The organism is Citrobacter sp. KTE151 (assembly GCF_000398845.1).
Classification (GTDB): Bacteria; Pseudomonadota; Gammaproteobacteria; order Enterobacterales; family Enterobacteriaceae; genus Citrobacter; species Citrobacter braakii.
The window spans coordinates 906,040-930,800 of sequence record NZ_KB976063.1 but is presented as its reverse complement, the minus strand read 5'-3'; the positions used below and the strand labels follow the sequence as shown (position 1 = coordinate 930,800).

Here is a 24,761-nt window from a genome sequence, read left to right as displayed (position 1 = left end):
CTGGCGTATTCTTCGCCAGCTATTTCCCTTACAACGTCCCTGAACCCCTCGTTAGAGGCCCAGTCTAGGAGGGTATAAACGACGTTTCCTGCGGGGCAGTCTGGTTCGGGGTATCGGTATCCGTTTTCGACGTCAGTAAAGAACCTCGCCACTCCGTAGCGGTCGATAACGTTAACTGACCACCGAACATACCGATCACGCTCCCCACCGTCGGTTTGATGAGTTCCGGTTTCTGAATGGCAGAGGAAACCATAAAAAAAACGATTTCGCCTTCCACCTCACGAAACTCGTCAGCAGAAATAATGCCCTGTTTCATCGCAGAATCTAACGGCACAGATTTCCACTGACCGTTGTCATTGAAAATGACCGTTGTCTGACGCTGGATTTCATCAACAATGTTTGGGCTACCCTGCCCGGTTACCTCCTGTTCCTTTTTAATTTTCTTCCGGAGCATCATTGCAGCTACCCGGGCCGCACCAAGCCCACCAACCTGAGCGATGAAGCTGGTAAACAGACTACCGAGCATCAGGCAATGCTCTTCCACCACCTCATAGGGGAAAGGTGAGGTGTGAACGTAAATGAGAGAGCCGTCATCACGGCTGATCGAACAGACCAGATTAAGTTTTTTATCAATTTTCACGGTCAGATCCACATGTTATCGTTAGTGATGAGGTAGCCGCTGATGGTTACCACGTACCCGGCATCCATACCGTTAAATGGCATCTCGTTAAAGTTGACCAGATAGCAGTTAAGCAGGGTGAAGTTGCCAAATGTGGTTGCGTCCGGGGTAACGACCACCTCGCCAAGCGCTGTGTCCGTCGTAAAGCGCTGTTGATAGCTTGCGGCAAGACCCTGAGTGCGCAGCATGTGGACGGTTAAGGTAACCTGCTGATACGGTACCTGACTGCCAACAGTGCCGGTCATGGTCGGCAGAATGTCCGTTGCAGGACCGTCCGGGCGCATGCTGATCCCGTCTTTACCAAGATAAGATGCGGTGACATTCAGAGCCGGAACATCAGTGATGGAAACCGCTCCACGGACGCGGTTGAGGAATCCCTGTGGTACTAATGAGTTTGCCATGTTATGCCCCTACAAAATTGGTAACGTTCAGGTTAAACGTGATGGACTCGAAGCCACGGCGCGGCGTGATAACAGCACTTAGCCCGTTGTACTTACCCTCCTGGTAATCCGAAGGATTCAGGCTGGAATAGTTAGCAAAAGGAACCGCGTTGATAACAGCATTACCCGCGTAAGAACCTTTCTCGTATTCGGTGTTGAAATCGGACTGAATAAGTTTTGTACCGATAACGCGGCCCAGAATCAGCCCATAGCTAATTCCATTACGCAGCGTTTTCAGTGCGCGGTTTTGCAGGCGGTCAATACCGTTCTGGTCGTAATACAGTGGGTTGGTTGTGGTGTTAGACCCGTTGATCACTTCGTTAGCCAGGTCCAGCTCAAGGTTAATGGCGGCCCATGCCACTGCATACCAGTAGTTAAACGGGTTGCCGTCAAGCATGTGGCCAGCTACCAGCATCTTGTTACTCAGACCACCTTCTGCAGATGACCCGATGTAGTTGATGTGGTTGTCCTGGAGCGTTTTCAGCAACGTACCGTTGTTCTCAACCGGGTATTCAGTCACCCCATACATAAAGCGGAACGCCATCGGCGGTACCATGTTCGACGAACCGGGGTCATTTGACAGCGAGGACTGGAACGCTGCCGCCATCGAAAATTCAGTAGCTGGAATATTCGGAGCTTCGACCCCTGCAAATACGGTTTTATTCTTTGTTGCCACCCAGGACTGATAGGTGGCAATCGTGCTTGTGACAAAGAAATAAACCAGCGATCCGGGGGATGTGTACTGACCCGTGAGCGTTTTGAAAGTCGCTTCAGAATCCCACTCACGAGGTACCAGATACGAAAAGAATTTCTGGTACGTGTTGCCGAGGGAAATATCCTTGTCGATAAAATCACTCAGAGCTGCCACGGCTTCCGGGATGGTGATGTCACCAAGTTCCAGCACATAGACCGCGCGAGCTGCACCCTGCGCCCAGTACGTGGTGTTCATCTGGATAATTTCACCAGCAACAACCGTCTTAACAACGCCCATGGTGGTTGCCGTCCCCGGGTCGCTGCTCAGCGAATAAGTAAATTCCGTCGCGCTGGTAACCGTCGCCTCAGCAGAGCGGTTGTATGCCGCTGGTGCCACGCCAGAAATCACAACAGGCACGGTGCTGCCATTCGTCCAGCCATGAGGCGATGCGAGGGTAACAGTGACCAGATTGGCCGCCCAGACAATGGTTGATATCGTTTTCCCCGGGGCGGTGATAGCTTTCAGATCGTCTTTTGACGTAAGCAACTGATATTCGCCTGCCGCCAGAGTCGTCCCGCCCATGGAGATCATCGCGCCGGATTTAAGCAGCTGCGAGGGCTTCGGCGGATTGGTCACCGATACGTTAATGTTAACAATTGCCATTTAATTATTTCTCCGGATAAATGGACGGAATTGCAGACAGGATCAGCCCGCGGGCTACGTTGCGCATCCGCTGCTGGTAATAATTGACTTTGAATTTGATGGTCTTGCGCATGGCGATAACGTTCAGTTCGTTCTGCGTAACGCGCTCATCCTGCACAACGGGGATGTTCATTACGCCCATTTCTGCATCATCGCGCAGGGTGTACTGCTGAACGTATCGCAGAAAGTCCTCAACCACGGCATTCCTGAGGCCTGTAATCGAAATCGTCACATCCTCGGAAACCAGCTGGTACTGGTTGTCGCGTTCATCGATATAAAACGCCCCGGCGATCGGAGAGACATTGCTGCACCGTATTGTCGCGAAGGGAGGCGACAGGTTCTGCGTGGAAAGCATCGCCGGAAACATTGGCATAAACTGACTAAGCCCAAGCCATACAGGCAACGAACTGGAAACCACAACGTCACTCAGGTCGATATCATCCGCAGAGTTGATAATCTGCGACCGCATATGCGGATAGATCGCCTCCCCTGTGTAGTGATAAAGATTGGCCGGTTCGTTCAGTCCGGTTCGACGGGAGAAAGAAAACTGAATGCCAAAAAACTCGCCGATGTACAGGACGTCCGATCCAATATCGTTGAATGGGTCTATATCGGCCTGCGCAGTAAACGTAACGACGTTTCGGTCGTAGAGTTGTTCATCGTCCTGGATGGTTTCTGTCGTCAGATGAAGGTAGCCTTTGACGTTTACCGTGTCGGGTTCGTTGCCCGGGTTATCAGACAGGACTGAGGCTTTCACCCAGAACACGAAGCCATCAAGCGGGAGAACCTTACGGATATACTTCGTAAACGTAACCACCTGAAAGCGACTGAGGTCGTCAAGCCCCTGCGTCAGAGCCGCGTTAAGCTCTGTTTTTGCATTCTGCTGTAGTTCACTCAGGGAAGGCATTTAATACCCCGCTTACCCAGGCGCGCATTGCCGCCTGATAGTTTCCTGTATCGATAAAGGATGCCCGCGGATCGCCCTTCTTATTTTTAAAGCGCTTAGATATACCCAGCAGCGCGCGTCGGGTTGGCACACCTGACATGCCGTTCATCTCTTCGTTATCCAGAAAGGCCACGAACAGCTCGTGAACGCGTGACATGGATTCCGCAAGAGGATCCCTTAACGGCGGCGCGCCAGCCAGCATATTTTCAAGATTTGCGGCGAGGTCTTTACTCATCAGGTCGGCGATGTCGTTTCCGTACCTGTCAAAAAAGTTCTGCATAATCTGGTATTTTTCTTCCAGGTACTCAGCAACATCCCCGGTCGTGGTGTTTTCATCCTCGTAGGGAATGTCGATAACGCCAAGATGAAAGGTGATCATGACAGCCCCCACAGGCTACCGAACTGCTGGGCAATCATCAGATAGCGGCGCCCCCAGGGGTCCTGCAACATCTGCAGATCGGCCAGAGACAAATCTTTGAAGAAGTCAGGCACAAGACGCTGCGCGCTGGTTGAGTTATCCCCGGCCCCCGTTATCACGCCAGCCCTGAAATCATTCAGCCCATACTCTTTCCTGAATTCAGCAAATACCGACTCAGTACCGTAGTTGACCAGAAACGATGCGCCAAGATTGTAAACGGCAACCTCATACAGGTTGGGCATAACCAGTTCAATATCCCGGTTCACCCATTCCACGGCCGCGTTATACGCAACAACAAAGGACGGAGAGTCATAAGGAACCTGGCTGGCGGTTACGCCCATATCTGTGCGAACGAATATGATGAATGCAGCCAGATTTACGCTCATTTTTTCTTATTCCCGGCTTTCGGAGTAACAATCGTCTCGTTAACGACCTGAGTTTCGTCGCTTTCATCACGGCCTCTGGCCTGCTCAACGCTGAATTCCATATCACCGTCGTAACCCGTACCGCTTTCTCGCAGCGTGCTATCGTGAGCAATAATTGATGCCTGGCGGAGGTTGTGAGCGTTACGCGTCAAATGAACATCGTTGTCGCGAATAGTTTTCTCGATTACCGCTGCCGAAACAGGCTTGTTAATGCTGTAGCAAAGACCGACAAAATCTTTGCTCTGGTCAATTCTTGTCGAATCAACCAGGCCATAAACCCGGTGATGCTGAATAACCGCGTCAACCTCTTCGGTGGAGCCATCAAGAACCATCATTTGTGCGCCGTGCTCAATAGGGATCTGAACAAGTCTCCCTGTCTCCAGCTTGCGATAGGTGAAGATATGACGCTGTTTAGTGGTGTTGGCGATATACAGTTTCATTAGTTACCCTCGTAAAAAAGCCCCCGCAGAGATATCCCTGTGGGGGCCAGTTCATTTCAAACAATGGATCAGGCGCTGTACGCCATAGACAGGATGGTGATGGCTTCCGGACGAACTGCCCAGCCTGCGGTTGAACGCATTTCGGACAGAACATCAATGGCGCCACCCGCGATCGGTGTCGGAATTTCACGCGGGGCAGCCATATCACAGAACATCAGCGCATTCGCGGCAAGAGACGGGGTCAGTTTGGCGAATTCGTTGGTGTTCACGGTGGAATTGACCATCGGCACTTCAACTTCAGGGATGGTAATGACCACCGCGTCTGTTCCGCCCGCACCTTTTCCGATCAGTGTGTCGTCATAAACCCAGTCCACCTGAACATTTGCCCCTTTCAGGACCTCCTTCACGGTGCCGCCAACGGTATCAGTACCGCCACCAGGACGCTGATATGAGGTCAGCTGGACAATCTGCTGGATCTCCATTGCACCCAGAACGCGCTGAGGACCGAGAATAACGACGCGCAACTGGCGACCTAGCTGCATGGTACGGGTCATTGCCGCCTGGACGTGACCGAGCAGGTAAACGGCCATTTGACCGTGATCGTAGGTCAGCACGGTGGTATTTCCGGCGCTGTCTGCCGGTAGTGTTTCGGTTGTTGCGCCAGCAGTATTCAGCAGCCCTTCACCACCAGCCGGATTCATGCCGTACAACAGTGCAGAACGAAGTTGCTGGAAAATACCCTGTCGCATGCCGAGACGCTGAGCTTCAGGCAGAGCAAAATTCCAGTTACCGGCTGCCGCCATGTCGTGGTGATCGTAGATACCACGGCAGCGGAACAGGTAAGTTGGGGTGGAAATCATCCGGGCATCAAGTGCCACGCTCGGCAACTGGTTGGCGTTACCAGACTGGCTGGAGGTTACCTGGGTGCGAATATCCAGGCGGCGCATGTAGGCGTACTGGTCGCCAACGCCAAGTCGGACCTGAGGATTACCGCTGGCGATAGTTTCAAATGCACCTGACGCCTGCTGGTAACCGAGGATCATTTCCGGCGCGATATACGACGGATTGACGATAGTGTAGCTGGGGGTAATTGCAGCCATTTAATTCAGCTCCCGATTAAAGTAAGACCAGCGCGCAGCTGTCGTTGTTATTCCAGGTCAGGAAACCGGTTGAGCTGTCATAGGTGACAGTTTTGGAGTTACCTGTTTCGACGGCGAGCACTTTCACTGGCAGTGTGATGTCGGAAAGCGTTACCGCACCGATGGTGCCCTGCGTGGTCGCTGCACCGCCAGGTGCTGTCGCCGGGGTGTAAGTAAAGGTGGTTGCACTCGGTACAGACAACACAACAACGGTGCCGTTGTACGCCGATGGAGCAACGCCGCTGATTTTTACGTACTGGCCAGCCGTCAGGCCATGCGCTGAAGCAGTGGTGGCTGTAGCCACGCCAGACGCATAGGTCACGTCGGTAGTTGCAATATCAGCGCCAGCAAAACCCGCTGCGGCGGCAGTGGTGAGTTGGTTGTTGACGAAGTCCCACGCCAGCGCCGTTTTCACCGACGCGCCGGAAGTAGCCAGCGCGACCACCTGAGCAGACGCTTTCAGCGGAACACGCATGTTTGATCCCAGACGGTAAAACGACACACTCATACCGGATGCGTATAGCGGAACCGGCGACTGTGGCGTGGTCAGGCCATTGTGCGCCTGATTGAAAACGGTAAAGCCTTCCAGTTCAGCCACACTGGCGGCACGACGAATCGTCGATCCACGAGGGCTTGACTGATTGCCGGGTAAAAGTTCTGCAACAGGAACACCACCCCAAAGAGGTTTGGTTTCAGTAGCCGCTACCGTACCGGATGAAAGATTGAAACGGTTTGCCGGGTCGTCCAGTGCAATACCCTGAACATAACCGTCAGACTGTACACCGAAGGACCCCAGAGCATTCGTGGTTGCCATCGGGTTAAGAGATAAATAAGACATGCTTCAGCGCTCCCGTTAAGCCTGGTTGTTAAAACTGGTGACCTGACGTTTACCAGACTGGAACGGTGCCCAGGTGGCAGCAGGATCGCCTTCAAAGGTGCTAATCTGGCGACCAGTAGCATCAGCGCGCTTAATTTCACGCAGCATGCCAGGACCAACCGACAGACTTGCTGATTTCTGCGCATCGGCGTAGATCTGTTTTTCCGCCACATTCAGCAGCGCGGAATCAGCGATAGATGACAGGTCAACAGACTTGAAGTCAGGCGAATGCTCCTGAAGCTGAATCATCAGGCGGCGGCGGTACGACAGCGGTTTTTCACCGGACAACGGCACAGGAGCACGTTTGCCAAAGCATGAGAAAACGCTATCAGCCTTCACCTGTGCATCGGCGACTTCGTTACGCTCTTCATCACTCAACTCGGTTGGGATGCGGGAACGCAGGTCGGCGATCTGCTGACGCAGTTCAGAATCAGCCTTTTCTTTCGCCATACGCTCTGCCTCTTCGGCGTCGGCCTTCTCTTTGGCTTCTGCGTCTGCTTTTTCTTTTGCGGCTTTCTCTTCCGCGTCAGCTTTGGCTTTCGCCTCTTCGGCCTCTTCGGCCTCTTTTGCCTCAGCATCAGCCTTTTCTTTCTTGGCTGCTTCTTCGGCATCGGCCTTGGCTTTCAGGTCTGCTGCTTCTGAGTCAGCCTTAGCCATGCGTGCGTCAATCGCCTTATTAATCAGCGCAACGATTTTTTCCTCGTCCATTATTTCAGCCTCATTTGGAATGGAATCAGATTTAACACCAGTAGGGGCAAGGAGTTTGTCCCATACGCCCTGTTCACAAATTGCAACGTGGTCGAGCAGCTCGGGGGATGGCTCCACCAGCAGAGGCTGACCGTCGACAATGATTGATTTAGGTACCTCAACAAACTTCACAGTTGGGGAGGTGCTTAATTGCCTGGTCGCCATAATTTCGGCAGCCTCGGCGTCGTATACGCGCGCAATGGCCCACACCTCGCCATTATCAGCAACCCAACTGTTGGTCAGGGTGCCGATAACGCGTTTTGCGAACTCATCACTATCGAGCGTATTTTTCTCGGGGTGCAGCCAGATTAGAGGTAACCCGGCAACCCGCTGGAGAAATTCGGGGGTGAGATAGTCATCCGGGTTACGGAAGGTCATCTGTTGATCTGCAGAGCGCCAGGTAACCCCTGTTCCGGTCACCCGGATGGCGAACATCCACATGTTGATAAAGTATTGCGGGCTGCTTAATGTCCCGTCAGCGATGAGTGCGGCGACTTCCGTTTCATTGAGTGCCTGCTGCGCCAGCATCTCAGCGAATGGCTGATGGAGTGGCGTTGGCAGGTCTTCAATGTGGAACCACCCGGCGGCCAGCGATTCATCGTTGAGCTTCGCTTCGAACTTTTCCGGCACTTCGGCGCGAAACGTCAGATAATCGCCGTAAACGCTGTGCGGGGTCAGCGGGCCATCGTACTGATAACCCACCTCTTCCAGCACTTCGCGGCGCGCAGCGTCAATAGCCAGTTCACCCGGTTCGACCGTGCCGCCGGGCTGACACCACGTGCCATCATCTGAGCGCTGGATCAGGAAGACGAAATCACCCTGACGAAACATTATCCCGCTGCCAAAAATAGCCACGTTTTAATGCTCCTATGCTTATTTCATAGACGCCATGAACTTCTGCCCCTTCTGGGTAAGCATGTGTTCAGGAATACTCCGTAGGTTGTACAGGTAGGTTACGTAACACCGGCAAAAAACCTCTTCACCGGGCTGCGTAATTTCATCGAGGTAGCCAGAAGGCCCAACCTTCACGTAACCGTTTTTTTGCGCCCAGTTACCGCGGATGAGATAGACCACCTTATCGCGCTCTTTGTGATCTTCCCGGTAGTCATAACCCGCCTGGCGCCAGTGACTATGCCACTCGGCAGCTATGGCGTTATTACTGGCAGCTATGATGTTGTCGATGTTTGCAATGAGTTTATGGTTCTGATCAATCATCACCCGGCGCGCTTCAAAATCAATTTGCAAGGCGCTTTTCTGAATGTGATCACAGTTGTAATTAACCCCGCTTTTGGAGGATGGCGACAGTCCACCTCCTACGTAATCCTGCACAGGGATGCTGGTAGCCCACCCACTAAATCTCTGAACAGTTTTGTTTATCGCTCCTGTGCGGTTTAACTTAATTAAGTCGGCGCTAGCCAGGATGCGTCTATCAAGCTCGCTTCTTAACTTCGGCTCCATGTAATTCAGAGTAAAGCGAGACAACCCTGGATGCCGATCCAGAGCCTTAGCCCTGTTAATCTGCATCTCATAGGTTGATCTAAGCTTGTCTGACACCCTTGATATGTAGTCATCATGGGTTTCGCTTTCTGCCGCTTGGCGAATAATTCCCTGCCATCGCTCCAGTTCCTCTCTCGAGGTATAGCCATTGCGCAAGAAAAATTTAACCGCCTCTCTTACTGTTCTGGAGAATTTGCTCATAGCATCATCCCGCCGCCCGGCTCTTCAGCTTTTGGCGGCTCCGGCGGTGGGTTATCTTTCAGTGATTCGTAATCGAGGTTAAGCCGCTGAGGAAAAAGGTTCTCATTGGCGTTGGCGTTTTCACACGCCCACTCGATCAGCGTCGCGCGGTTTTCTGGGTCAGCCGTGAGCTGCGGAAGCACTACCTCCAGCATGCTGACGATCGCCCTAAAGCGCGTCTCGTCGACCTTAACCTTCTCGCTTTCCGGCTCTTTCAGGGAGGACGGCCAGCGATATTCGAAGTTGTTTATCCAGCTCGCGAAATACACGCTGTAGGTGTTTTTCAGCTCCGGGAAGTCGGCACGCAGCGACTGGAAGAACTCAATGCTCCAGGCGCGGTACTGGCACACTCGGATGAAGAACGCGTAAAGCGGATCAAGCCACTCTCGGATGTTGTCGATGTACACCGCTACGGCGCGGGCATCCTCAGTGCCCTCACCGAAACCCTGGGCGAATGTTTCAGAGTTGAGGATGATCGCTGGCATGTCGGCGGCGGCGGCCACGTTCTCGAGAATGTGCTTACGCGCAGAGTCGAGAGGCTTTTCCAGATTGCTCAGGTCGATTGACTCGATGTTGTCGCTCTCGCCGATCTGCAGGACCTCCCCCGTCTTCCCGCGCTTCAGCATCATGCGCTTAATGCCGCTGAGTTTCTGCATCATGTTGTTGACGACAGAGCTTGGACCCTTGATTTTTGTCACCAGCAGTCCACCTTTCACTGCCACCATGTCGTCGGTGCGCATGGTCTGGATGAAGGATTTCAGCGGATACAGGGCGCGCTGGTAAACGCTGCGACCATTGAAACCAAAAGCAGCAGCGTTATACGCCAGATAAATAGGGTCTTCGTTCTGCACAACGACGCATCGTGACTTGTGATATGGCCTACCTGCCACACGGATCCCCTCGACTTTCTGGAAGTCTTTAGCATTTGGATCCTGGTTTAAAACAATGCTGCCAGCGGTGTTGAGCGGGTCAAGAATGTTAAAGCTGACGTTGTGTTTGTACAGCGTGCGGTAGTCCAGAGATTCATTCGGCTCCTGGTTGTCCACCAGCATAGCCACCGCAGACACACCGTAAATTCGTGCAATACGGGCGGCGTTGGCGATATGCTGGTTTGCCCCAAGCGCTTTCCACTCGCGCTCAAATGCGTCACGCAAACGCTGTTCAAGACCAAACGACTGCGCCACGTGAATGGTGCGCGCTTCGTTCATTGCCATCTTGATCGGGCGGTCCACCATTTTCCCGCCCAGAGGGTGGTAAAGGTAGACTGTTTTGCAGGTTTGATAGCCAGCCTGAGAACCAGGCTGAATATCGTCGCTATCCAGCAACGCCATCAGCTCTGAATGGGAGCAGCTACCGATATCGAAATCATCTTCGTTCATTGGTTTTCTCGTCAGAAGCCTTCGCCGTTACCAAGCCCAAGAGCGATGCCGTAGTTAAAACAATCAAACAGGTCATCGTCCTGATTCTCTTCACCAATGATGAACTGAAGAACCTGCGTCAGAAGATGGTTTTTCTTCGACTGCTTGTATTCGACAATCTTTTCATAGGCGTATTTTGAAATGCGGACTTTCCCAGAGGCGACATATCCGGATATGTTGATTGCGCGGGATTCCTTTGGCAGTGCGGTTAACTCACTGTCTATCGGGTGAACGTTCCATCCCTCATTGGCTCCCTGTTGCAGTAACGTGATGCCCGTAGCTTTATCTTCAATAAAAAGTCCCGTGGTCCCCATCCTTGCGAGGCATATTTCACTGAGGTGTTTTGCTTTCCTAATCCACTGCGGCACTACATCTTTCAGGAAATACCCGTCAATCTGGATAATGTCCCAATCAAGGATGACCAGACACGGCGTTGGAAAATTGATAAGTGCGAACCAGATGCAGGCTGAACCATCGTTCTGTAGCTTGCCTTTCTGGGCGCAGTCGACAACCCCATAGACGGTATCGCAACTCGCCGGGTAATCGACTGGTGCGTCGTTCTCGAGCAGCCAGTCCATCTTGAAAAAGTTCTGCCCGCGCCAGTCCACAAAATCAGCGTTATATTCCTGCTGAACCACCAGCGGCGGGCGACCATCAATAATTCGCGCCAGCGCAGCCGGATTAATAGTCGGGTTGGCAGCGGTCGGCGCGTGATGCTCCTCCCAGCCCATCGATTTATCGTTACAGGCCTGATAGAAAAAATTCTCGTCATCAACGCCTTTCGGCGTACCGGCCATGACTGCATCGCCGTCAAAGTCGAGCAGTGTTGGCTCAATTGCCTGTTCCCAGATATCACGCATGCCTTTCTTAACGAGGCTTCCCTCATCAATAATGACTTTGTGATATTTACGGGATCGACCAGCATCAGGGTTATCCAGCGTCCAGAACTCGACCTGTCCCCCACCAATGGTTTCGATAATCGCATCGGTCTTACTGGAACTAATCGTGATCGGCTTTAACAGGTCGCGTATAGCTTTAAACGACGGCAGCAGAATTTTATAAGACGGCGCAAACCAGCCTACACGCATCTGTCGTGCTGCCCAGTTCCCTCCAGCCTGTTCCAACATCGTTGTCTTGCCGTAACGACGTCCGGCACGGATAACTTTTCGTTTTGCAGGTGAACGATAAATTTTCTTTTGCCCTGCATGGAACGGCAGGAACTCAATAACATGTTCAGTCGCCATCAGGGGAATTCACCAGTTTAATGACCACTGTCGGCTCGTCGTCTTTGCCCTTGCCCTTACGCTTAAGCTCAACTTCCTGTTCCAGACGTTCGGCTTCGGCGGTGCGTTTTCGGATTTCCAGATCCAGCAGCCGTTGCGCCAGTTCGGATTCAGTCAGGCCCAGACGCCGCATTATCGCTTCAAACATTTTTTCGCGGCTGATGGTCGATATCTCGATTCCACCTTTCACCAGCTTGGTACCGGAGTATGCCAGGCGGGCTATTGGGGGTAGTTTGGTTGTGTCAGCAAAATACGTCCTGCCAACTCCATCACCATTGCAGCGAGGGCAATCAGGATTAGGATCGCGGTTGTGGTTGTAGCCATATCCGCCAGCATCGTCCGGATCTTTCCCTTTTTTGGCTTTTGCCTCCGCTTCCCTCTCTTCGAACTCGATAACATCACGCCATTGGTAGTTATGACCAAAGCCCCAGCAGTAACGGCAACATCCCCGGCGATATTGCGAGATTTCGTTAGCGTCGAACGTAGCGAGCTGCCACATCTTTTCGAGCACTTCATCTGCACTCGCCAAAGTGCGCACAAGTGAATCTCTTTGCTGGTGCGCAATTGCCTGCGCAACGTGAGGTACTGTTAGGAGTTGCCTACCATAACTTGCGTCACTGTAACCAGCGCGCTCGGCTGCGGCTGTCGCGTTCTGGTCTATGAGATATTCAGCAACGAAGCGTTTCTGTTGGGGAGTCAGTTCACTATCAAGAAGTTTCTCTGCGCTTTTTCTTGCCTGCGCAGTGCGCATTTTTTTCTGCGCAGATTGTTGCGCATTTAGCGCAGTCGGTTTTTTTATGTAGCGGCGGGCAGATGTGTAATTCAGTCCCTGCGCTTCACACCAGTTTTTGGGGGAAATACCGGATTTAGCATGCTCGGCGAGGAACTGGTGTTGCAGTGCTCCCCAGTCCGGTTTTGCCATATCTGATCACCTGCCTGTTTGTCATTATCGCAGACACTCATGGAATGCCTGCTGTAATGTCAGTCTTTCAGGAATTTTTCAGTGTTATAAACTCGATCACCGACGAGTAGCTCAGCGCCCGTATTTGTCACTACGACCTGGCTATGTGGGTTGGCGTTTTCATTAAGCCACTTAATTAGCGGTTCGGAAGCATCAGCAAACGCATCAACTGGCTGTTCGTAGATCGGAATACAGTTAATTTCATCAATCCGATACGTCCTAACCGATTTTGTCTCTATGGAGTCAGGAGATGGAGCCAGGGAAATAAAATCGCTACCCTGAAGTTTCTGAGGTTTAATTGGCTCTTTAGAGTAGCCGGTGAAGAATGGTTTTTTGGGTTTATTCATCAGTTCTTCAATTGCCGATTTATCTTTGGATTGTTCGAATAGCTCAATCTTCCAGTATTTGATCAACTTAATTTCCATTACCGTTCCCCGTTACTTTGTCGTAGGTTCGCTCGCAAGTACTGCCGGCGACATAACGCTCATCAGCCTCTTTTGCGAATTTTCCCGCCAGATCGTCAGCTTCGCTGAGCAACTGGGCGAGCAATATTCCGGCCTCGGCTTTTGCCTGGCTTGCTGCTGCAAGGGCGGAAACTCTGCCGGTTTCACTTGTTGCGAGTTGCCGTTGTATTTCGGCGAGCTGCTGTTGCAACCCACCGCGAGCACGCTTAGCAGCGTCAGCATCAGCCTGTACTTTTGCCAGTTCTTCATCGGCTTTCTCTCGTTCCTCATCAACGGCGCGCTGGCGGCGCTGCTCTTCTGCTCTTTCGGTAACTTCACGCTGCAATGTGATGGTCGCATCAGTAAGATCACGTTGCGCCCACTGCAATTTCCAGGATGAGTCCGCCTCCTGATACCCGCGTGAATAACACCAGTAAGCTGCCGCGCATAATAAAAAAGCCACCAGCAGTATTTCTGCAGGTGGCTTCCAGTAAGCCTTCACTGGTCTATCCCCCAGCACGTCAACGCGCTTTCCTGGTCTCCTCGCTCTACCTGGCCATAGCACCCATTTTTCTGGCCTTTGGTCAGTCGACAGTCGCGGCCACCATCTTTAATCCACCAGCGAATAGCTTCACATGCGCCTTTACGGTCGCCAGCATTAATTCGCTTATAGAACGTAGACGGGAAACATTTTCCGGGGCCAATGTTGTAAGGGCAGAAAGAAGCAATACCTGCTTTCTGTGGTTCCGTCAGCGGTACCTTGATATTTCGTTCTACCCAATCCAGCGCCTTATCGCGCTCGATTGCGTTTACCTGATCGCATTTTGCCTGCGTCAGCTTCATACCCTGGATAACGGGTTTACCATCAACCATCGTGGCGCCACGGCAAATAGTCCACACTCCGCCACCATCACGATACGCAGTCAGACTGTTACCCTCTTTTTCATCGAGAAACTGGTCGAGAATCACTGACGCAGGAGCGCCGGCAAGTACCAGCCCCAAAACGGCAGCGCTTAATTTTGTTTTTGTCGAGGCCATAGTTATTTTGCTACCTCGCCAGAGATGCGTTTCATTGCCTCTGTCACGATCTCAGCCGCCGCTGGGCGATCACGACCTGGCTTAACGGCCACATCAGCAAGGTACTTAGCCAATAACTGCGTTCTTTTTTTTTCTTCATCAAGCCGTTCACGTTCTTCTTTACGCTTCGCGTAGTAGGTCTTAATGGTGAAATAAGCCGAAATCAGAGCGCCTAGGATAAATACATAATCTTGCAAACTCAGAACAGAAAAAAAACCAAGCAGCCCTGACCACCAGTACGGCATGTTATGTCCATCGGTTGGGTTCATACGTTGCATATCCGCACCTCCGTAATCGGGGCGCTGTGTGTTGTAAGGGATCAGGCTATCGGGCTGTATATGCTACGGGGCAATGTCGAAGATGGAACCCGGAGCCTGATATAGAGGCGGGCTCTGCGCAAGCGCCTGTCGGATTGGGTTATGAGCCGTCCGTCAGTGAGCCCTGAATATGATGAAGCCCCGGTAAATACCGAGGCTATGAATTCTTTGCCACTTCCCTGAGTGGCCACGCTCATGCCCTTGAGATGCTGTCGCGTCATCGCCGCTGATAACCGGTGCGCATCTGGCATTCACGCTGCTTTACCGGAGCTAATTTTGATCTATGAACCCTTACCCATCACTACACAGGCTCGCCATTACGCGACTCGGGGCAGCATCATGACTGCTGCATTGCCTTTCGACTGCGGTCTTTCCTTTTAGCTATTTCATTTTCCCATCCTCCAGAAACAACAAAACCCGCTTGATGGCGGGTTATTAATTTTTATCTATCGCTGCGGGTGTAGCTTCGCGAGCATAGCTGAATTCAAGCAATCCCCGCGCAACTTTGCAACCGGAATCGATCAGCTTTTTTATCGAATACATCACACATTGGTAAGTACAACATGGCTTCTGCCATCTGCAACCAGACATCAATTCGACTTTCACAGGTACGTAGGCACCATTCCGGGTGACGAGTATTCAGTTCTCTTGCCATAGCCTTCTTACTCATACGCTCCTTGTACCGATCAACTACCAATTTAAAAAGGCGCTGATGACCTGTCCGAACCAATATTTCACCGATCACAGCATCCATTAACAGGCCTTCTTCATCGGTACAGAATGCCAGGTTGCTTTTTTCTTTTCCGGAAAGCATGTCCAGAAAATATGACATCAGTTCACCATGATCCAGACCTGATGATTTGAGGTGCTTCAACACCTGCTGAATGGCAGTTTTACTGACTTTTTTTGACGCGAGAAGGTTATTAAACATGTGGCCACCTGAGCCGGACCCAATATATGACCATCGGCCCCACATACGAAGTTTACCCTGAATCCAGACTGACTCGAGGGTGTTTAATCGCAGCATTTCACCCCCCTTGCCTGTCGTTGATGGGTTAATCATATAAACGCCTCCTCTCTCCAGATTTGTTGGGTACGGAAAACACCCTCGGCGTGATATAGCCTAAGAATGTCCTGATCAATATCGGTTTTTACACGGCCATCGATTACGTCATGACAACAGTTGCAAGCAATTGCGCCTTGCATGTCATGTGGTTTGATTCCCATCCCGCAGGTGTCACTCATGCGATAATGGGCAAGAACGCTGGTTTCTGGATCAAAATTGCAGATACCTGGAATGCGCACAGTACACATGCGACCGCGCGCCTGTTTGGTGAGATCGATTTTCTTCATGCGGCGTAACTGAATAATTGTGAGGCGGCGTTTTCTGCAGCCTGCTGGGTGGGAAATGTACGGAACAAAATATAATTCCATAGCACATCAAGTACGGATTTATAGAGTTGGGAAAACTCGAGATCGTCCATTTTGGCGAACGATATGGATTTGGGTTCGTTGCGGGTAGTACCGTCTGGCATTTCGTATTGAGTATAAAAACCCGCCTCAATAGTTACCCAGGCGCGAAAGGCTTCAAAGGATTTTACAGCGCTGATATTACCGGCGCGTTTTTCTGCCTCTTCACGCAGATACTGATCGGCCAGTTCCTGGAGTGTTTCTTCATGGCCAGCATAATGGGCCACCACCTGCACATACCCACGAACCAGTTTTTTATCTGCCGGGGATATTGCACCGCCCGACGGTTGCCAGTAATCGAAACCAAGATTCAGAAGTGCAAAAAATTTACGGTGAAATGCCGCATTACGTGCCTGTTTAAAGTCAGCATATAAAACAGCACCAAGACGGAATTTTTTCTCGATAAATTCCCGTGCGTCAGGCGTCGCCGGAATTAATACTCCGCCTGCTGATTTTACAAATGAATACTGCGCCATTGGTTTCCCCTTTAGCGCAGCAATTGCTCAGAAATACAGATGCCGGGTGTTCAGTCCGGTACCATAATTATATCTTAGTTTTGCCTCTTTGAACAACGACACAACCTGCTTGTTCTGCCAGCTCTAACAAAGACTTAAGCGATGCTACGTGCTCATCATCGTAGATGTTCCTGAGTGCTGTCACCTTACCATTCTTGCAGGTTATGAGAACGCGACCGTTATCGGGGAGATGTTCCCCTACCTCCGTCTTTTTGAACACGTTCCCTCCCTCACAAGAACACTGTATAAACATACAGTATATATACTCCCAAGTGGCAGTAAGTGCAAACTTTTAAAGGCACAAAACGTTAAAATATCAAGCGTGGTTATTTTGTACCCACCTGTTTAATAACGAAAAACCGCCATTATCTGGCGGTTCATCTCTAAGGTTTTAGGGTGGCGTGACATGTCACATTGTCAGTTTTACCGCATGCCATCCGTGTGTAACCCAGCACTGAGAATCACCTGCGCATGGGCATGCTTTAACCGGTAATGAGTCACCGCACTTGTTGCATTTATTTGCGCGGATTGATTTTATCCGCCCCTTTACACGCGCATCATCCTGGCGAATGAGAAGCGCTATATATTCCCCCATTTCATACGGTGCACGGCCTGGTCGACGCTCTGCGCAGTTTCGAGCTAGCATTTCCAGTTCCTGCGCATCCAGCACCAGTTCAAGTTTCCGCCCACCAGCAGCAGACTGGCGGGCACGCTGTGCTGCTTTGCGCTCTGCTGCTGATTTTGCCATTACGCGGCCTCCCTGCTTACGCATAATTCAGGCAAATTAGCCTTCACCAGCGCCTCTGCAAACGGCGGTGGCACGGCGTTACCGCATCGCGCAACCTGCTTGTCTTTCGCATACTTCTTGCCCCGATAGTCCTGGTCGATTATGTACCACTCCGGGAAGCCCTGCGCGCGGTATAGCTCGTGAGGTTGCAGCATACGCATGCCAATATCAACGATGCGGTAAGTTATGCCGTCAACTGTCACCAATCCGTCGCAATCCTCGCCGCAATATTCCCGCAGGAACGCCAGCGTTTGCTGCGCGCGGTGCTCATCATACCCATCAGCTGCCAGCGTGGTTTTCACCTCGCCAACGTGCTGGCCACCAGCGGTGACCGTCGGCATAGGTTCGTTTGTGCGCTGCCCGTCGCGGCATGTTCCGCGTAGCTTCACCAGATGCGAGGCGACAACAGCATGGTGATCGACGGTAGTGACCGAGTGAGCCGGTTCGTCCAGGCTGACGCCCGGCCCGGTATAGTTCCCGCCGTAATGCTTCGCCAAAAACGCGCTCACCGTTGCAAACTTATTGCCCCCGGCTGTAACGGTGCCCAGCGGGTTGTCCAGTCGCAGCACACGCGGTTCTTGTCCGGGACGTTCCCCATAGCCCATCTGAATCAGCGTCGGCGTCACCAGCTGCGATTTGCCGTCACCACCAGCTGTGATGGTTGCGCTCGGTTCGTCTGCCCGGTGTCCGACACTGGCCCCAAACTGGCGGGCTATCACTGGCGCAACCAGGCAGGCGCGGGATTGCTTCAGAATGGTGTGAGCAGGTTTATCCAGTGGGCGCGGTTTAGCCTGGTATTCACTACCACCATTACCCGCCAGGAATGGTGTCAGTGCAGCCTCAACAATCCCGAGTGCATGCCCATTCCCGCCCGGGCGTTTTGACGTGCCAGCGGTAACTGTCGGTACCGGTTCGGTAATGGGCTGGCCGGTTGCGCCAGTACGGAACTTTGTCAGATGTGGAACGGCTAACGCGTAGCCGTGGGTTTTGGTAATGGTCTGCAAAGGTTCGCCCAGCGCTTGACCTCGGAAACAGTCATAACTCGTTTTAGTGCTGGTGTGATTGCACTTCACGATAAACGGCGACGCACTGTCGATAACAAAGCGCTGTATGCCGCGCGCGATCCGCTTCAGGGTATTTTCTGCCAGCGGCTTTTTGCGCTCAAATATCGATAGGGCCGGAATTGACCAGTCGATACACTCCGCAGCTGTACGCCATGGCGCCAGCCTGCCAGCCTGAACCGCAGGTGATTTCGGATCCCCATGCGTTGGTTCCGGCCACACAATCGGCTTCCCATCACGGCGCATAACCATGAAGAAACGTTTTCTGATTGTCGGTGCGCCGTAGTCGCAGGCGCGAAGCTCTCGATACTCAGCGACATAGCCCAGACCTTTAACCAGTCGAGCTGCGTCATCACTATCAAGCGATATATTCAGAAACTCACAGCACTCCACCAGCGCAGGATGATCTGCAGGAATGCCGGTTGTCAGCATTGCGACAAAGGCGTTAAAAGTTTCACCAATTCGAGTTGGGTCGGGACGCTGTTCAACTGGCTCCGGTGGTCCGATGAATTCATCAAGAAAGCGATCCGCGTGACTGATGAATGGCATTTCACGTAATAATGGTCCCCACGTTTTAAACTCTTCGACGTTCTCCAGCATCATCACCCGCGGTTCAACATCCAGCGCCCAGCGTAAAGTTACCCATGCCAGACCTCGTATAGACTTCTCTACCGGCTTAGCGCCCTTTGCCTTTGAGAAGTGTCGGCAGTCAGGGGAAAGCCACACCAGCCCGACACGATGCCCGGCGGTAGCCACCTTTGGTCGAACCTCATACACAGACTCGCAATAGTGCAGCGTATCAGGGTGATTCGTAGTGTGCATCGCCACGGCGTTCTCGTCGTGGTTAATTGCGATATCCACGCTGCGTCCGATAGCCAGTTCAATACCGGTTGACGCACCGCCACCACCAGCAAAATTATCAACGATGATTTCTCTCACGCGTATTTCTCCATGGCGATGGCCAGTGACCGGGCCGCTGCAATGATGGCCGGTACCGGCATTTGTTCCAGCCACATGCGGTTGATGTGATGCTTCAGGCGGCGCTGGTGATGTGCCGGGAGATCCCCGGCGTTTTTAACCTGAGAAAAAACCATTTTCACTTCCGCTGGCCAAACCGTTTCAGAAATATTAGGAAGAAGTAAGTTTTCCAACTCAACAATCCGACGATATGCATAACCCAATAAAGCGCCCTGTAGCTCAGCGTTCATAGTGCCTCCGCTTTTTCATTTGCATATTTTTTTAACGAGAAAGCCAACCTCGCAGATGCAATGGTTACATAGTCGGGATCAAGGTCGATGCCTACAAAATTGAACCCCTCTTCAATCGCAGCGCGTCCGGTGCTTCCGCTACCCATCCACGGATCCAGCACAGTGCCGCCAGGCTGAGTGATGAGCCTGCAGAGATATTTCATCAGCGCTATTGGTTTAACTGTCGGGTGATTATTTTTCGCCCCCTTCGTACGACCAGCGCCAGCGCGCGGGTCATTAATACCTACGCTTCCCTCTTTACGTCCTCCTGTCATATCGCTGGCAGACATCGCTATAAAACGCTCGAGCCCCTCATCACGTTCACTCGGTTTTACTTTGGCGCAGTAAAAGAATCTAGCCGCATTGCCTTTATCACCATGGTGAACGGTAGCGACACGCTGGCGCATTCCAAGAACTTGCCCAGTAGAGGCCGCTGAGGGTTCATTACCTGTTACCGGCGCAGCAGCACCGGCATTAGTAGGGAAACAGGAGATCACATCATCACTACCATCATGGATAATGTTCGCTGGCCAACGGCCTCCCACAGATTGTTCATAGTCTGCGGCTGGATCTGTTCCGTCGCGTTGATGAGAAAGCAAACAACCAGAACCACCAGATAATTGCTCTCCGGTTGGAATGCGGCAGGCGTTGATATTAAGTGCGCCGGTACCATGCGCTACCATGTTTTCTGCAACCGTTGTTTTAAATGGCTTGCGAGCCATTAAGATTGGTTCATGTGCTGGTTTAAGTGCAGTCCCCCAGCCGTCCCATTGGCCATCTAGATTATGTGACTTCGGGAAACCACTACCGTAAATCCAAAGAATTTGGTCACGAATTTCGAAACCAGCATCCTCGGCATTTACAACCAGACGGTGATAGGTTCGAGACCCACCAAATGCCAGAAGATGACCGCCGGGCTTCAATACCCGCAAACATTCCTGCCACTGCTCTACGGATGGAACGTCGTAATCCCATTTATGATTTTGGAATGAGAGCCCATAAGGTGGATCAGTAACAATCGAATCGACTGAATTGTCAGGTATTGACTTAAGCACCACCTCACAACGCCCCACATGCAACTGGTACGTCATGGTCTCGCCCCCTCAAGCGTCACTGCAATTTCTTCAAAAAATCTTTCCCGGGTATGGCTAGTCATTGCTGGTACAAACGCGCTCATTAGCCTTGACTGGTCACAGTTTTCATCATCAACGAATAGGATTATTTTTTTATCGAGGCGTGTTTTTGCTTCCTGCAATTGCTCATTTTTGCTGGCTCGCTGGATGTAATCAGCAATAATTACAATGGCTTTATTTGTATATTTTTTGGTGAACTCAGTCATGAGATCCCCCGCATCTTCCAGTTGTTTATCCACCAGATCCCCCTTCGTGCTGCTGCCGCCAATAATTCAAACGTTGTCTGAAAAACTCCCGATAACTCTCCGGCGTCGCGTCAATGTGCTGAATAACCGTCTGGCGTGTAACTTTCCGTTCATAGAGCTGACGAACGAGCGCGGCGGCGCGCATGTCGTAATGCTCCTTGAGTTGGTATTCTTGCGGCCATTTCGCACGATTGAGCGGGAGACCGGGCGGGAGGTAATCCGATTGCCCGGTCATGCCTTAAGCCCTCATGTTCTTCTCTGAGTGAACGTAGAAACGGGGATCAACGCTTTTCAGCGTGAAGTGTGTAACGGGCATGTCGTCATGCCGCTCAATGCCAACAAAGTTCGACATGCAAAGCGCAAAGACGCGTTTCTGTATTTGATCCAGACTTATTTTGATGTCCGGGTAATATTTTTTAATCGCAGACATGATCCCCTGATATGAGAGCGTTTTACCCTTCATAATCGCCACCAGGTATTCAGCCGGCAGTTCGCTGGATTTTTGGGGTAATTGGGATTCAGTGGGATTCTCAATGGGTTTTATGGTATCCAGAAGCAGACGACAGCGGCTGGTAATACCTACCCTATAGCCCGTTTTTTTGTCGTAATTCTCTTTGCTTCCGGAAGTCCACACAGTTGCCGTTTCGCGAAGTTTTACTGTCTTCTCTCCACCTGAATAAATAACGGTTCCGGTATGCGTCTTACTGAAACACCGTGGGTTGGTTTCAACAGGTTTTGATTTTTTATTTTTTGGGGCCGCGCGAGCAGTTAATCCCGGAACAGGAACCGGACGCGGGCAAGGTACATAAACCGAACGGCTGCGAGCCCTGGCACCTGCGTTCATCCGCCAGATGATTACGTTCGTCCAGTCACAGGCATCGTCAACTGTCGCTACTTTAGGATAAATTAAATCGGTCATTGGTCTTTCCTCATTGTATTTCACGCTGGTCAGGCGTTTTAAAATGCGTCGGTGTTGTACTTCTCTGCATACTTACGGTGCGTTTTTCTGGGTTTTGCGGCCTCCAGTTGAATCCGTGTTTTTTCTTTGCCAATGTGCTGGTCGATCGGCAGAAAGTGACCGTTTTTAAACTCCTGGTAAACTACGGTACCAGCAGCTGCAAAACGGCATTTACCGAGGATGACCTCAGCTACACCTGCAGCCGGGCTTTCGGGGTTATAAACTTCATCCCTGTACAGAAACAGAATGCTGTCAGCATCCTGCTCAATAGAGCCTGAATCACGCAGGTCTGACATTACCGGGCGGCGCTGTGCCGCCGGGCGCGCATCTACGGCGCGGGAGAGCTGACTCAGCGCGAAGGTTGGCGTGTGCAGGCGCATAGCCATCGTTTTAAGATTTCGGGAAATATGTGCTACTGCGAGATCGTTACGCTCTGCTTTTGGTTTTTTAATCAGGCCAAGATAGTCGACCATAATCATCGCCAGATGCGGATAACGCCGTTTGTGTGTTTCGGCAATTGCGCGAATCTGTTCAACCGTAAGGTCGGTTGCGTCCACAATCCAGATATCGCGATCCGTAAGCTCACCTATCGCAGCCGTTAATCGCGCCCAGTCCTCATCGTACATATCCTGAGGGTTACGCAGACGGGAAACAGACAGGTTTCCGGCCCCAGCCAGGGAGCGTTCAACTATCTGAGCAGCAGCCATTTCCATGCTAAAAATTAGCGCGCCGCCACCTTTTGCCGTGACACCTTCCACAACAGTCAGAGCAAATTCGGTTTTCCCCATGCCAGGTCGACCAGCAACAACTATCAGATCCTGCGGGTTAATACCTCCTGTAGCGTTATCGAGATCCGCAATCCCGGTCAGAAGGTTACGCGTGGATTCATCGCCTTCCATGCGTTTCTGTACGGTGTCCATGTAAGCAGGCAACAGCTCGTTAATGTGTACCGGTTGGACGTCGCCGCTTTCAGCGGTCATATCCAGCAGCTGCGCCACAGCCTTTTCCACAACCTGATCACGTTGTTCCTGGTTGGCTGCATTGCGGATGCCGTCGGCGCCATCCTGCAAAAGTTTTGCCAGCGCACGGCTACGCCATGCCTTAACCATCTTCCCGGCATACCCTTTGAGATTCGGAATCGTTGCAGGTATGCGGGAAATTTCCGACAAATCAGCCAGGCTTGAACCGCCCAGCGCCTCACTGATGAAAAGCATGTCGATCATGCCGTTAGTCAGTGCCTGTTTTTTTATCTCGCTGAATGCACGGCGATAAAAACCAATGCTGAATGATTCCTCTGGCGTGGATGCGATCACGTCAAATGCGTCAGGTGAAGCACCGCCATTCAGCAATCCTGCCAGCACACACGCTTCCAGTTCCTGCGGAGTCATAGCGAGCCTTCCCGGGTATTACGTAAAGTTTCTGGTTTCATCAAATAGTCAAAGCTGGCGCGCCATCCACCGTTAGAACCGAAATAAAAATCAGGAGCATCAGCACGGAATTTTTCGAAGTAACCCAAGAATGCTCCCGTAGTTTTATTTTTCATGTGGGCCGCCAGGCGAATAATCATCCGGCGGCGATCTGCATCCAGTTCAGCAGCAGGCAGTGTGTCAGCAAATATCTCGTTGTAGCCGTTCATGACAGCATCCGGATCGACATCAGCCTCCATAGTGGCCCATGCTTCTGCATCTGCGAGATAACCATCAAAGCGATTAACGCGGCAGATATTGGCTGGTTTAGGTAAACCAGAACCACGGCGGCGCCATGTTGCCAGAACCCAACGAATAACTAATTGCAGCTCAGCCAGTGTGTATGCTTCCCGTGTTTGTGTCGGCGTAAGCATGAGAACGAACGGCTTAACATCACGGCAACGGGTACCGGTTTGTTCGTTGTAGAATTCCAGGGCTTTTTTAGCGTCAGCAAGGATCCATTCGTCACCCTCCCCATTCTGGGGGTTAGGGGGATCATTAGGTTCATTGACTGGTTCAAAAGAGTGACTGGTTCTGGTGCCACTACATGGCATAGGGGGTGTGTTTTCTAACGGCATACCTGTGATTTTTGACGGCACAGGGGCTGTGCTTTTTGGTGGCACAGGGTTATCAAGATTCAGGTAATACACATTCGATGTATTTCCCTTACCGTTGTTAATGCCAATGCGGTTTTCTTTTGATAAAACACCCATGCCAATAAGCGCGTCAATGTGCGTACGAACAGCACTCCTGCTGCATTCGCAATGATCAGCTATGTGCTGATAAGATGGCCAGCATTCGCCATTATCATTGGCGTTATCAGCAAGTTTAATCAGCACAAGTTTACGGATTGGGTTTCCGGTTTTTATTGCCATCGCCCGGGCCATTAGGGTCATGCTCATAGTCAGATCCCCAGCAGCTCAGCCAGTTCACGACAGGCTATTTCGTAATCTTTTGGTGTGAGAAAAACGCACGTCTCGATCATCTCAGCTTTACGTTTTTCATAGATTTCCCATTTTTTTGCGGACAGGCGTTCTTCAAATATTCCCCGTACATCATGCGCACAGGATGGTTCGCCATTTAAACGCCAGCCGTTCCGCCAGGTGATGCGGTCTGTTGATGTCTGCATATTGGTC

General features: G+C 51.7%; 31 protein-coding genes. All 31 read right to left on the bottom strand.

From position 1 onward, the window contains the following. Positions 1 to 64 precede the first annotated feature (64 nt). Positions 65 to 640 (bottom strand): hypothetical protein, encoded by a 576-nt coding sequence (locus WC7_RS16990; protein ID WP_016152544.1) that lies wholly within the window; start codon positions 638 to 640, stop codon positions 65 to 67. Positions 641 to 642: 2 nt separating this feature from the next. Further along, complete coding sequence (locus WC7_RS16995; RefSeq protein WP_016152543.1) at positions 643 to 1,080, bottom strand: hypothetical protein; 438 nt, start codon at positions 1,078 to 1,080, stop codon at positions 643 to 645. A gap of 1 nt (position 1,081) precedes the next feature. After that, the gene (locus tag WC7_RS17000) at positions 1,082 to 2,476 is read right to left on the bottom strand and encodes a hypothetical protein (protein WP_016152542.1); all 1,395 of its coding nucleotides are present in this window, start codon (positions 2,474 to 2,476) and stop codon (positions 1,082 to 1,084) included. A gap of 4 nt (positions 2,477 to 2,480) precedes the next feature. Further along, positions 2,481 to 3,422, bottom strand: coding sequence for a hypothetical protein (locus WC7_RS17005; protein WP_016152541.1), 942 nt, complete (start codon positions 3,420 to 3,422; stop codon positions 2,481 to 2,483). After that, complete coding sequence (locus WC7_RS17010; protein WP_016152540.1) at positions 3,406 to 3,840, bottom strand: hypothetical protein; 435 nt, start codon at positions 3,838 to 3,840, stop codon at positions 3,406 to 3,408. The genes WC7_RS17005 and WC7_RS17010 overlap by 17 nt, the downstream gene beginning before the upstream one ends. Then, the gene (locus WC7_RS17015; RefSeq protein ID WP_016152539.1) at positions 3,837 to 4,265 is read right to left on the bottom strand and encodes a hypothetical protein; all 429 of its coding nucleotides are present in this window, start codon (positions 4,263 to 4,265) and stop codon (positions 3,837 to 3,839) included. Before WC7_RS17015 ends, WC7_RS17010 begins: the two co-directional genes overlap by 4 nt. Beyond that, on the bottom strand, positions 4,262 to 4,744 hold the full coding sequence (locus WC7_RS17020) for a hypothetical protein (RefSeq protein WP_016152538.1): 483 nt from the start codon (positions 4,742 to 4,744) through the stop codon (positions 4,262 to 4,264). Before WC7_RS17020 ends, WC7_RS17015 begins: the two co-directional genes overlap by 4 nt. 68 nt (positions 4,745 to 4,812) lie before the next feature. Next, a complete protein-coding gene (locus WC7_RS17025) occupies positions 4,813 to 5,844 on the bottom strand; it encodes a DUF2184 domain-containing protein (RefSeq protein WP_016152537.1) in 1,032 nt (343 codons plus the stop codon). Positions 5,845 to 5,860: 16 nt separating this feature from the next. Next, complete coding sequence (locus WC7_RS17030) at positions 5,861 to 6,721, bottom strand: hypothetical protein (RefSeq protein WP_016152536.1); 861 nt, start codon at positions 6,719 to 6,721, stop codon at positions 5,861 to 5,863. 15 nt (positions 6,722 to 6,736) lie between these two features. Beyond that, a complete protein-coding gene (locus WC7_RS17035; RefSeq protein WP_016152535.1) occupies positions 6,737 to 8,362 on the bottom strand; it encodes an NUDIX hydrolase in 1,626 nt (541 codons plus the stop codon). Between the two features lie 18 nt (positions 8,363 to 8,380). Then, complete coding sequence (locus tag WC7_RS17040; RefSeq protein WP_016152534.1) at positions 8,381 to 9,205, bottom strand: hypothetical protein; 825 nt, start codon at positions 9,203 to 9,205, stop codon at positions 8,381 to 8,383. After that, entirely contained in the window at positions 9,202 to 10,623 is a 1,422-nt protein-coding gene (locus WC7_RS17045; RefSeq protein WP_016152533.1) for an anti-CBASS protein Acb1 family protein, read from the bottom strand. The genes WC7_RS17040 and WC7_RS17045 overlap by 4 nt, the downstream gene beginning before the upstream one ends. A gap of 11 nt (positions 10,624 to 10,634) precedes the next feature. After that, the gene (locus tag WC7_RS17050) at positions 10,635 to 11,906 is read right to left on the bottom strand and encodes a MalT transcriptional regulator family protein (protein ID WP_016152532.1); all 1,272 of its coding nucleotides are present in this window, start codon (positions 11,904 to 11,906) and stop codon (positions 10,635 to 10,637) included. Continuing rightward, positions 11,896 to 12,867: a terminase small subunit gene (locus WC7_RS17055; RefSeq protein ID WP_016152531.1), complete on the bottom strand. Its 972-nt coding sequence runs from the start codon at positions 12,865 to 12,867 to the stop codon at positions 11,896 to 11,898. Before WC7_RS17055 ends, WC7_RS17050 begins: the two co-directional genes overlap by 11 nt. Before the next feature lie 59 nt (positions 12,868 to 12,926). Continuing rightward, positions 12,927 to 13,331, bottom strand: coding sequence for a hypothetical protein (locus tag WC7_RS17060; RefSeq protein WP_016152530.1), 405 nt, complete (start codon positions 13,329 to 13,331; stop codon positions 12,927 to 12,929). Beyond that, the gene (locus tag WC7_RS17065) at positions 13,321 to 13,851 is read right to left on the bottom strand and encodes a DUF2514 family protein (RefSeq protein WP_016152529.1); all 531 of its coding nucleotides are present in this window, start codon (positions 13,849 to 13,851) and stop codon (positions 13,321 to 13,323) included. The genes WC7_RS17060 and WC7_RS17065 overlap by 11 nt, the downstream gene beginning before the upstream one ends. Further along, entirely contained in the window at positions 13,848 to 14,387 is a 540-nt protein-coding gene (locus WC7_RS17070) for a lysozyme (RefSeq protein ID WP_016152528.1), read from the bottom strand. Before WC7_RS17070 ends, WC7_RS17065 begins: the two co-directional genes overlap by 4 nt. Positions 14,388 to 14,389: 2 nt before the next feature. Continuing rightward, positions 14,390 to 14,704 (bottom strand): hypothetical protein, encoded by a 315-nt coding sequence (locus WC7_RS17075; protein WP_016152527.1) that lies wholly within the window; start codon positions 14,702 to 14,704, stop codon positions 14,390 to 14,392. 523 nt (positions 14,705 to 15,227) lie between these two features. Continuing rightward, complete coding sequence (locus WC7_RS17080; RefSeq protein ID WP_016152526.1) at positions 15,228 to 15,806, bottom strand: DUF1133 family protein; 579 nt, start codon at positions 15,804 to 15,806, stop codon at positions 15,228 to 15,230. Continuing rightward, positions 15,803 to 16,096: a DUF1364 domain-containing protein gene (locus WC7_RS17085; protein WP_016152525.1), complete on the bottom strand. Its 294-nt coding sequence runs from the start codon at positions 16,094 to 16,096 to the stop codon at positions 15,803 to 15,805. Before WC7_RS17085 ends, WC7_RS17080 begins: the two co-directional genes overlap by 4 nt. After that, on the bottom strand, positions 16,093 to 16,689 hold the full coding sequence (locus WC7_RS17090; protein WP_016152524.1) for a DUF1367 family protein: 597 nt from the start codon (positions 16,687 to 16,689) through the stop codon (positions 16,093 to 16,095). Before WC7_RS17090 ends, WC7_RS17085 begins: the two co-directional genes overlap by 4 nt. Positions 16,690 to 17,137: 448 nt before the next feature. After that, positions 17,138 to 17,476 carry a hypothetical protein gene (locus WC7_RS17100; RefSeq protein ID WP_016152522.1) on the bottom strand — a complete coding sequence of 113 codons (339 nt, stop codon included), beginning with the start codon at positions 17,474 to 17,476 and terminating at the stop codon, positions 17,138 to 17,140. Next, positions 17,476 to 19,515 (bottom strand): DNA cytosine methyltransferase, encoded by a 2,040-nt coding sequence (locus tag WC7_RS17105; protein ID WP_016152521.1) that lies wholly within the window; start codon positions 19,513 to 19,515, stop codon positions 17,476 to 17,478. Before WC7_RS17105 ends, WC7_RS17100 begins: the two co-directional genes overlap by 1 nt. Next, a complete protein-coding gene (locus WC7_RS17110) occupies positions 19,512 to 19,784 on the bottom strand; it encodes a hypothetical protein (protein WP_016152520.1) in 273 nt (90 codons plus the stop codon). The genes WC7_RS17105 and WC7_RS17110 overlap by 4 nt, the downstream gene beginning before the upstream one ends. Then, on the bottom strand, positions 19,781 to 20,914 hold the full coding sequence (locus tag WC7_RS17115; protein ID WP_016152519.1) for a DNA-methyltransferase: 1,134 nt from the start codon (positions 20,912 to 20,914) through the stop codon (positions 19,781 to 19,783). The genes WC7_RS17110 and WC7_RS17115 overlap by 4 nt, the downstream gene beginning before the upstream one ends. Next, on the bottom strand, positions 20,911 to 21,162 hold the full coding sequence (locus WC7_RS17120) for a hypothetical protein (RefSeq protein ID WP_032947062.1): 252 nt from the start codon (positions 21,160 to 21,162) through the stop codon (positions 20,911 to 20,913). The genes WC7_RS17115 and WC7_RS17120 overlap by 4 nt, the downstream gene beginning before the upstream one ends. 25 nt (positions 21,163 to 21,187) lie before the next feature. After that, a complete protein-coding gene (locus tag WC7_RS17125; RefSeq protein ID WP_016152517.1) occupies positions 21,188 to 21,436 on the bottom strand; it encodes a hypothetical protein in 249 nt (82 codons plus the stop codon). 3 nt (positions 21,437 to 21,439) lie between these two features. After that, the gene (locus WC7_RS17130; RefSeq protein ID WP_016152516.1) at positions 21,440 to 22,120 is read right to left on the bottom strand and encodes a hypothetical protein; all 681 of its coding nucleotides are present in this window, start codon (positions 22,118 to 22,120) and stop codon (positions 21,440 to 21,442) included. Between the two features lie 38 nt (positions 22,121 to 22,158). Continuing rightward, positions 22,159 to 23,547: a replicative DNA helicase gene (locus WC7_RS17135; RefSeq protein WP_016152515.1), complete on the bottom strand. Its 1,389-nt coding sequence runs from the start codon at positions 23,545 to 23,547 to the stop codon at positions 22,159 to 22,161. Next, positions 23,544 to 24,527 (bottom strand): helix-turn-helix domain-containing protein, encoded by a 984-nt coding sequence (locus tag WC7_RS17140; protein ID WP_016152514.1) that lies wholly within the window; start codon positions 24,525 to 24,527, stop codon positions 23,544 to 23,546. Before WC7_RS17140 ends, WC7_RS17135 begins: the two co-directional genes overlap by 4 nt. A 2-nt stretch (positions 24,528 to 24,529) precedes the next feature. Further along, positions 24,530 to 24,754 carry a hypothetical protein gene (locus WC7_RS17145; RefSeq protein WP_001648809.1) on the bottom strand — a complete coding sequence of 75 codons (225 nt, stop codon included), beginning with the start codon at positions 24,752 to 24,754 and terminating at the stop codon, positions 24,530 to 24,532. Between the last annotated feature and the right edge of the window lie 7 nt (positions 24,755 to 24,761).

Bases quoted from the DNA above. Each gene is read 5' to 3' on its own strand.
- WC7_RS16995 (WP_016152543.1), bottom strand. From the start codon at position 1,080: ATGGCAAACTCATTAGTACCACAGGGATTCCTCAACCGCGTCCGTGGA.
- WC7_RS17000 (WP_016152542.1), bottom strand. From the start codon at position 2,476: ATGGCAATTGTTAACATTAACGTATCGGTGACCAATCCGCCGAAGCCC.
- WC7_RS17005 (WP_016152541.1), bottom strand. From the start codon at position 3,422: ATGCCTTCCCTGAGTGAACTACAGCAGAATGCAAAAACAGAGCTTAAC.
- WC7_RS17010 (WP_016152540.1), bottom strand. From the start codon at position 3,840: ATGATCACCTTTCATCTTGGCGTTATCGACATTCCCTACGAGGATGAA.
- WC7_RS17015 (WP_016152539.1), bottom strand. From the start codon at position 4,265: ATGAGCGTAAATCTGGCTGCATTCATCATATTCGTTCGCACAGATATG.
- WC7_RS17020 (WP_016152538.1), bottom strand. From the start codon at position 4,744: ATGAAACTGTATATCGCCAACACCACTAAACAGCGTCATATCTTCACC.
- WC7_RS17025 (WP_016152537.1), bottom strand. From the start codon at position 5,844: ATGGCTGCAATTACCCCCAGCTACACTATCGTCAATCCGTCGTATATC.
- WC7_RS17030 (WP_016152536.1), bottom strand. From the start codon at position 6,721: ATGTCTTATTTATCTCTTAACCCGATGGCAACCACGAATGCTCTGGGG.
- WC7_RS17040 (WP_016152534.1), bottom strand. From the start codon at position 9,205: ATGAGCAAATTCTCCAGAACAGTAAGAGAGGCGGTTAAATTTTTCTTG.
- WC7_RS17045 (WP_016152533.1), bottom strand. From the start codon at position 10,623: ATGAACGAAGATGATTTCGATATCGGTAGCTGCTCCCATTCAGAGCTG.
- WC7_RS17050 (WP_016152532.1), bottom strand. From the start codon at position 11,906: ATGGCGACTGAACATGTTATTGAGTTCCTGCCGTTCCATGCAGGGCAA.
- WC7_RS17055 (WP_016152531.1), bottom strand. From the start codon at position 12,867: ATGGCAAAACCGGACTGGGGAGCACTGCAACACCAGTTCCTCGCCGAG.
- WC7_RS17060 (WP_016152530.1), bottom strand. From the start codon at position 13,331: ATGGAAATTAAGTTGATCAAATACTGGAAGATTGAGCTATTCGAACAA.
- WC7_RS17070 (WP_016152528.1), bottom strand. From the start codon at position 14,387: ATGGCCTCGACAAAAACAAAATTAAGCGCTGCCGTTTTGGGGCTGGTA.
- WC7_RS17075 (WP_016152527.1), bottom strand. From the start codon at position 14,704: ATGCAACGTATGAACCCAACCGATGGACATAACATGCCGTACTGGTGG.
- WC7_RS17080 (WP_016152526.1), bottom strand. From the start codon at position 15,806: ATGATTAACCCATCAACGACAGGCAAGGGGGGTGAAATGCTGCGATTA.
- WC7_RS17085 (WP_016152525.1), bottom strand. From the start codon at position 16,096: ATGAAGAAAATCGATCTCACCAAACAGGCGCGCGGTCGCATGTGTACT.
- WC7_RS17090 (WP_016152524.1), bottom strand. From the start codon at position 16,689: ATGGCGCAGTATTCATTTGTAAAATCAGCAGGCGGAGTATTAATTCCG.
- WC7_RS17100 (WP_016152522.1), bottom strand. From the start codon at position 17,476: ATGGCAAAATCAGCAGCAGAGCGCAAAGCAGCACAGCGTGCCCGCCAG.
- WC7_RS17110 (WP_016152520.1), bottom strand. From the start codon at position 19,784: ATGAACGCTGAGCTACAGGGCGCTTTATTGGGTTATGCATATCGTCGG.
- WC7_RS17115 (WP_016152519.1), bottom strand. From the start codon at position 20,914: ATGACGTACCAGTTGCATGTGGGGCGTTGTGAGGTGGTGCTTAAGTCA.
- WC7_RS17120 (WP_032947062.1), bottom strand. From the start codon at position 21,162: ATGACTGAGTTCACCAAAAAATATACAAATAAAGCCATTGTAATTATT.
- WC7_RS17125 (WP_016152517.1), bottom strand. From the start codon at position 21,436: ATGACCGGGCAATCGGATTACCTCCCGCCCGGTCTCCCGCTCAATCGT.
- WC7_RS17130 (WP_016152516.1), bottom strand. From the start codon at position 22,120: ATGACCGATTTAATTTATCCTAAAGTAGCGACAGTTGACGATGCCTGT.
- WC7_RS17135 (WP_016152515.1), bottom strand. From the start codon at position 23,547: ATGACTCCGCAGGAACTGGAAGCGTGTGTGCTGGCAGGATTGCTGAAT.
- WC7_RS17140 (WP_016152514.1), bottom strand. From the start codon at position 24,527: ATGAGCATGACCCTAATGGCCCGGGCGATGGCAATAAAAACCGGAAAC.
- WC7_RS17145 (WP_001648809.1), bottom strand. From the start codon at position 24,754: ATGCAGACATCAACAGACCGCATCACCTGGCGGAACGGCTGGCGTTTA.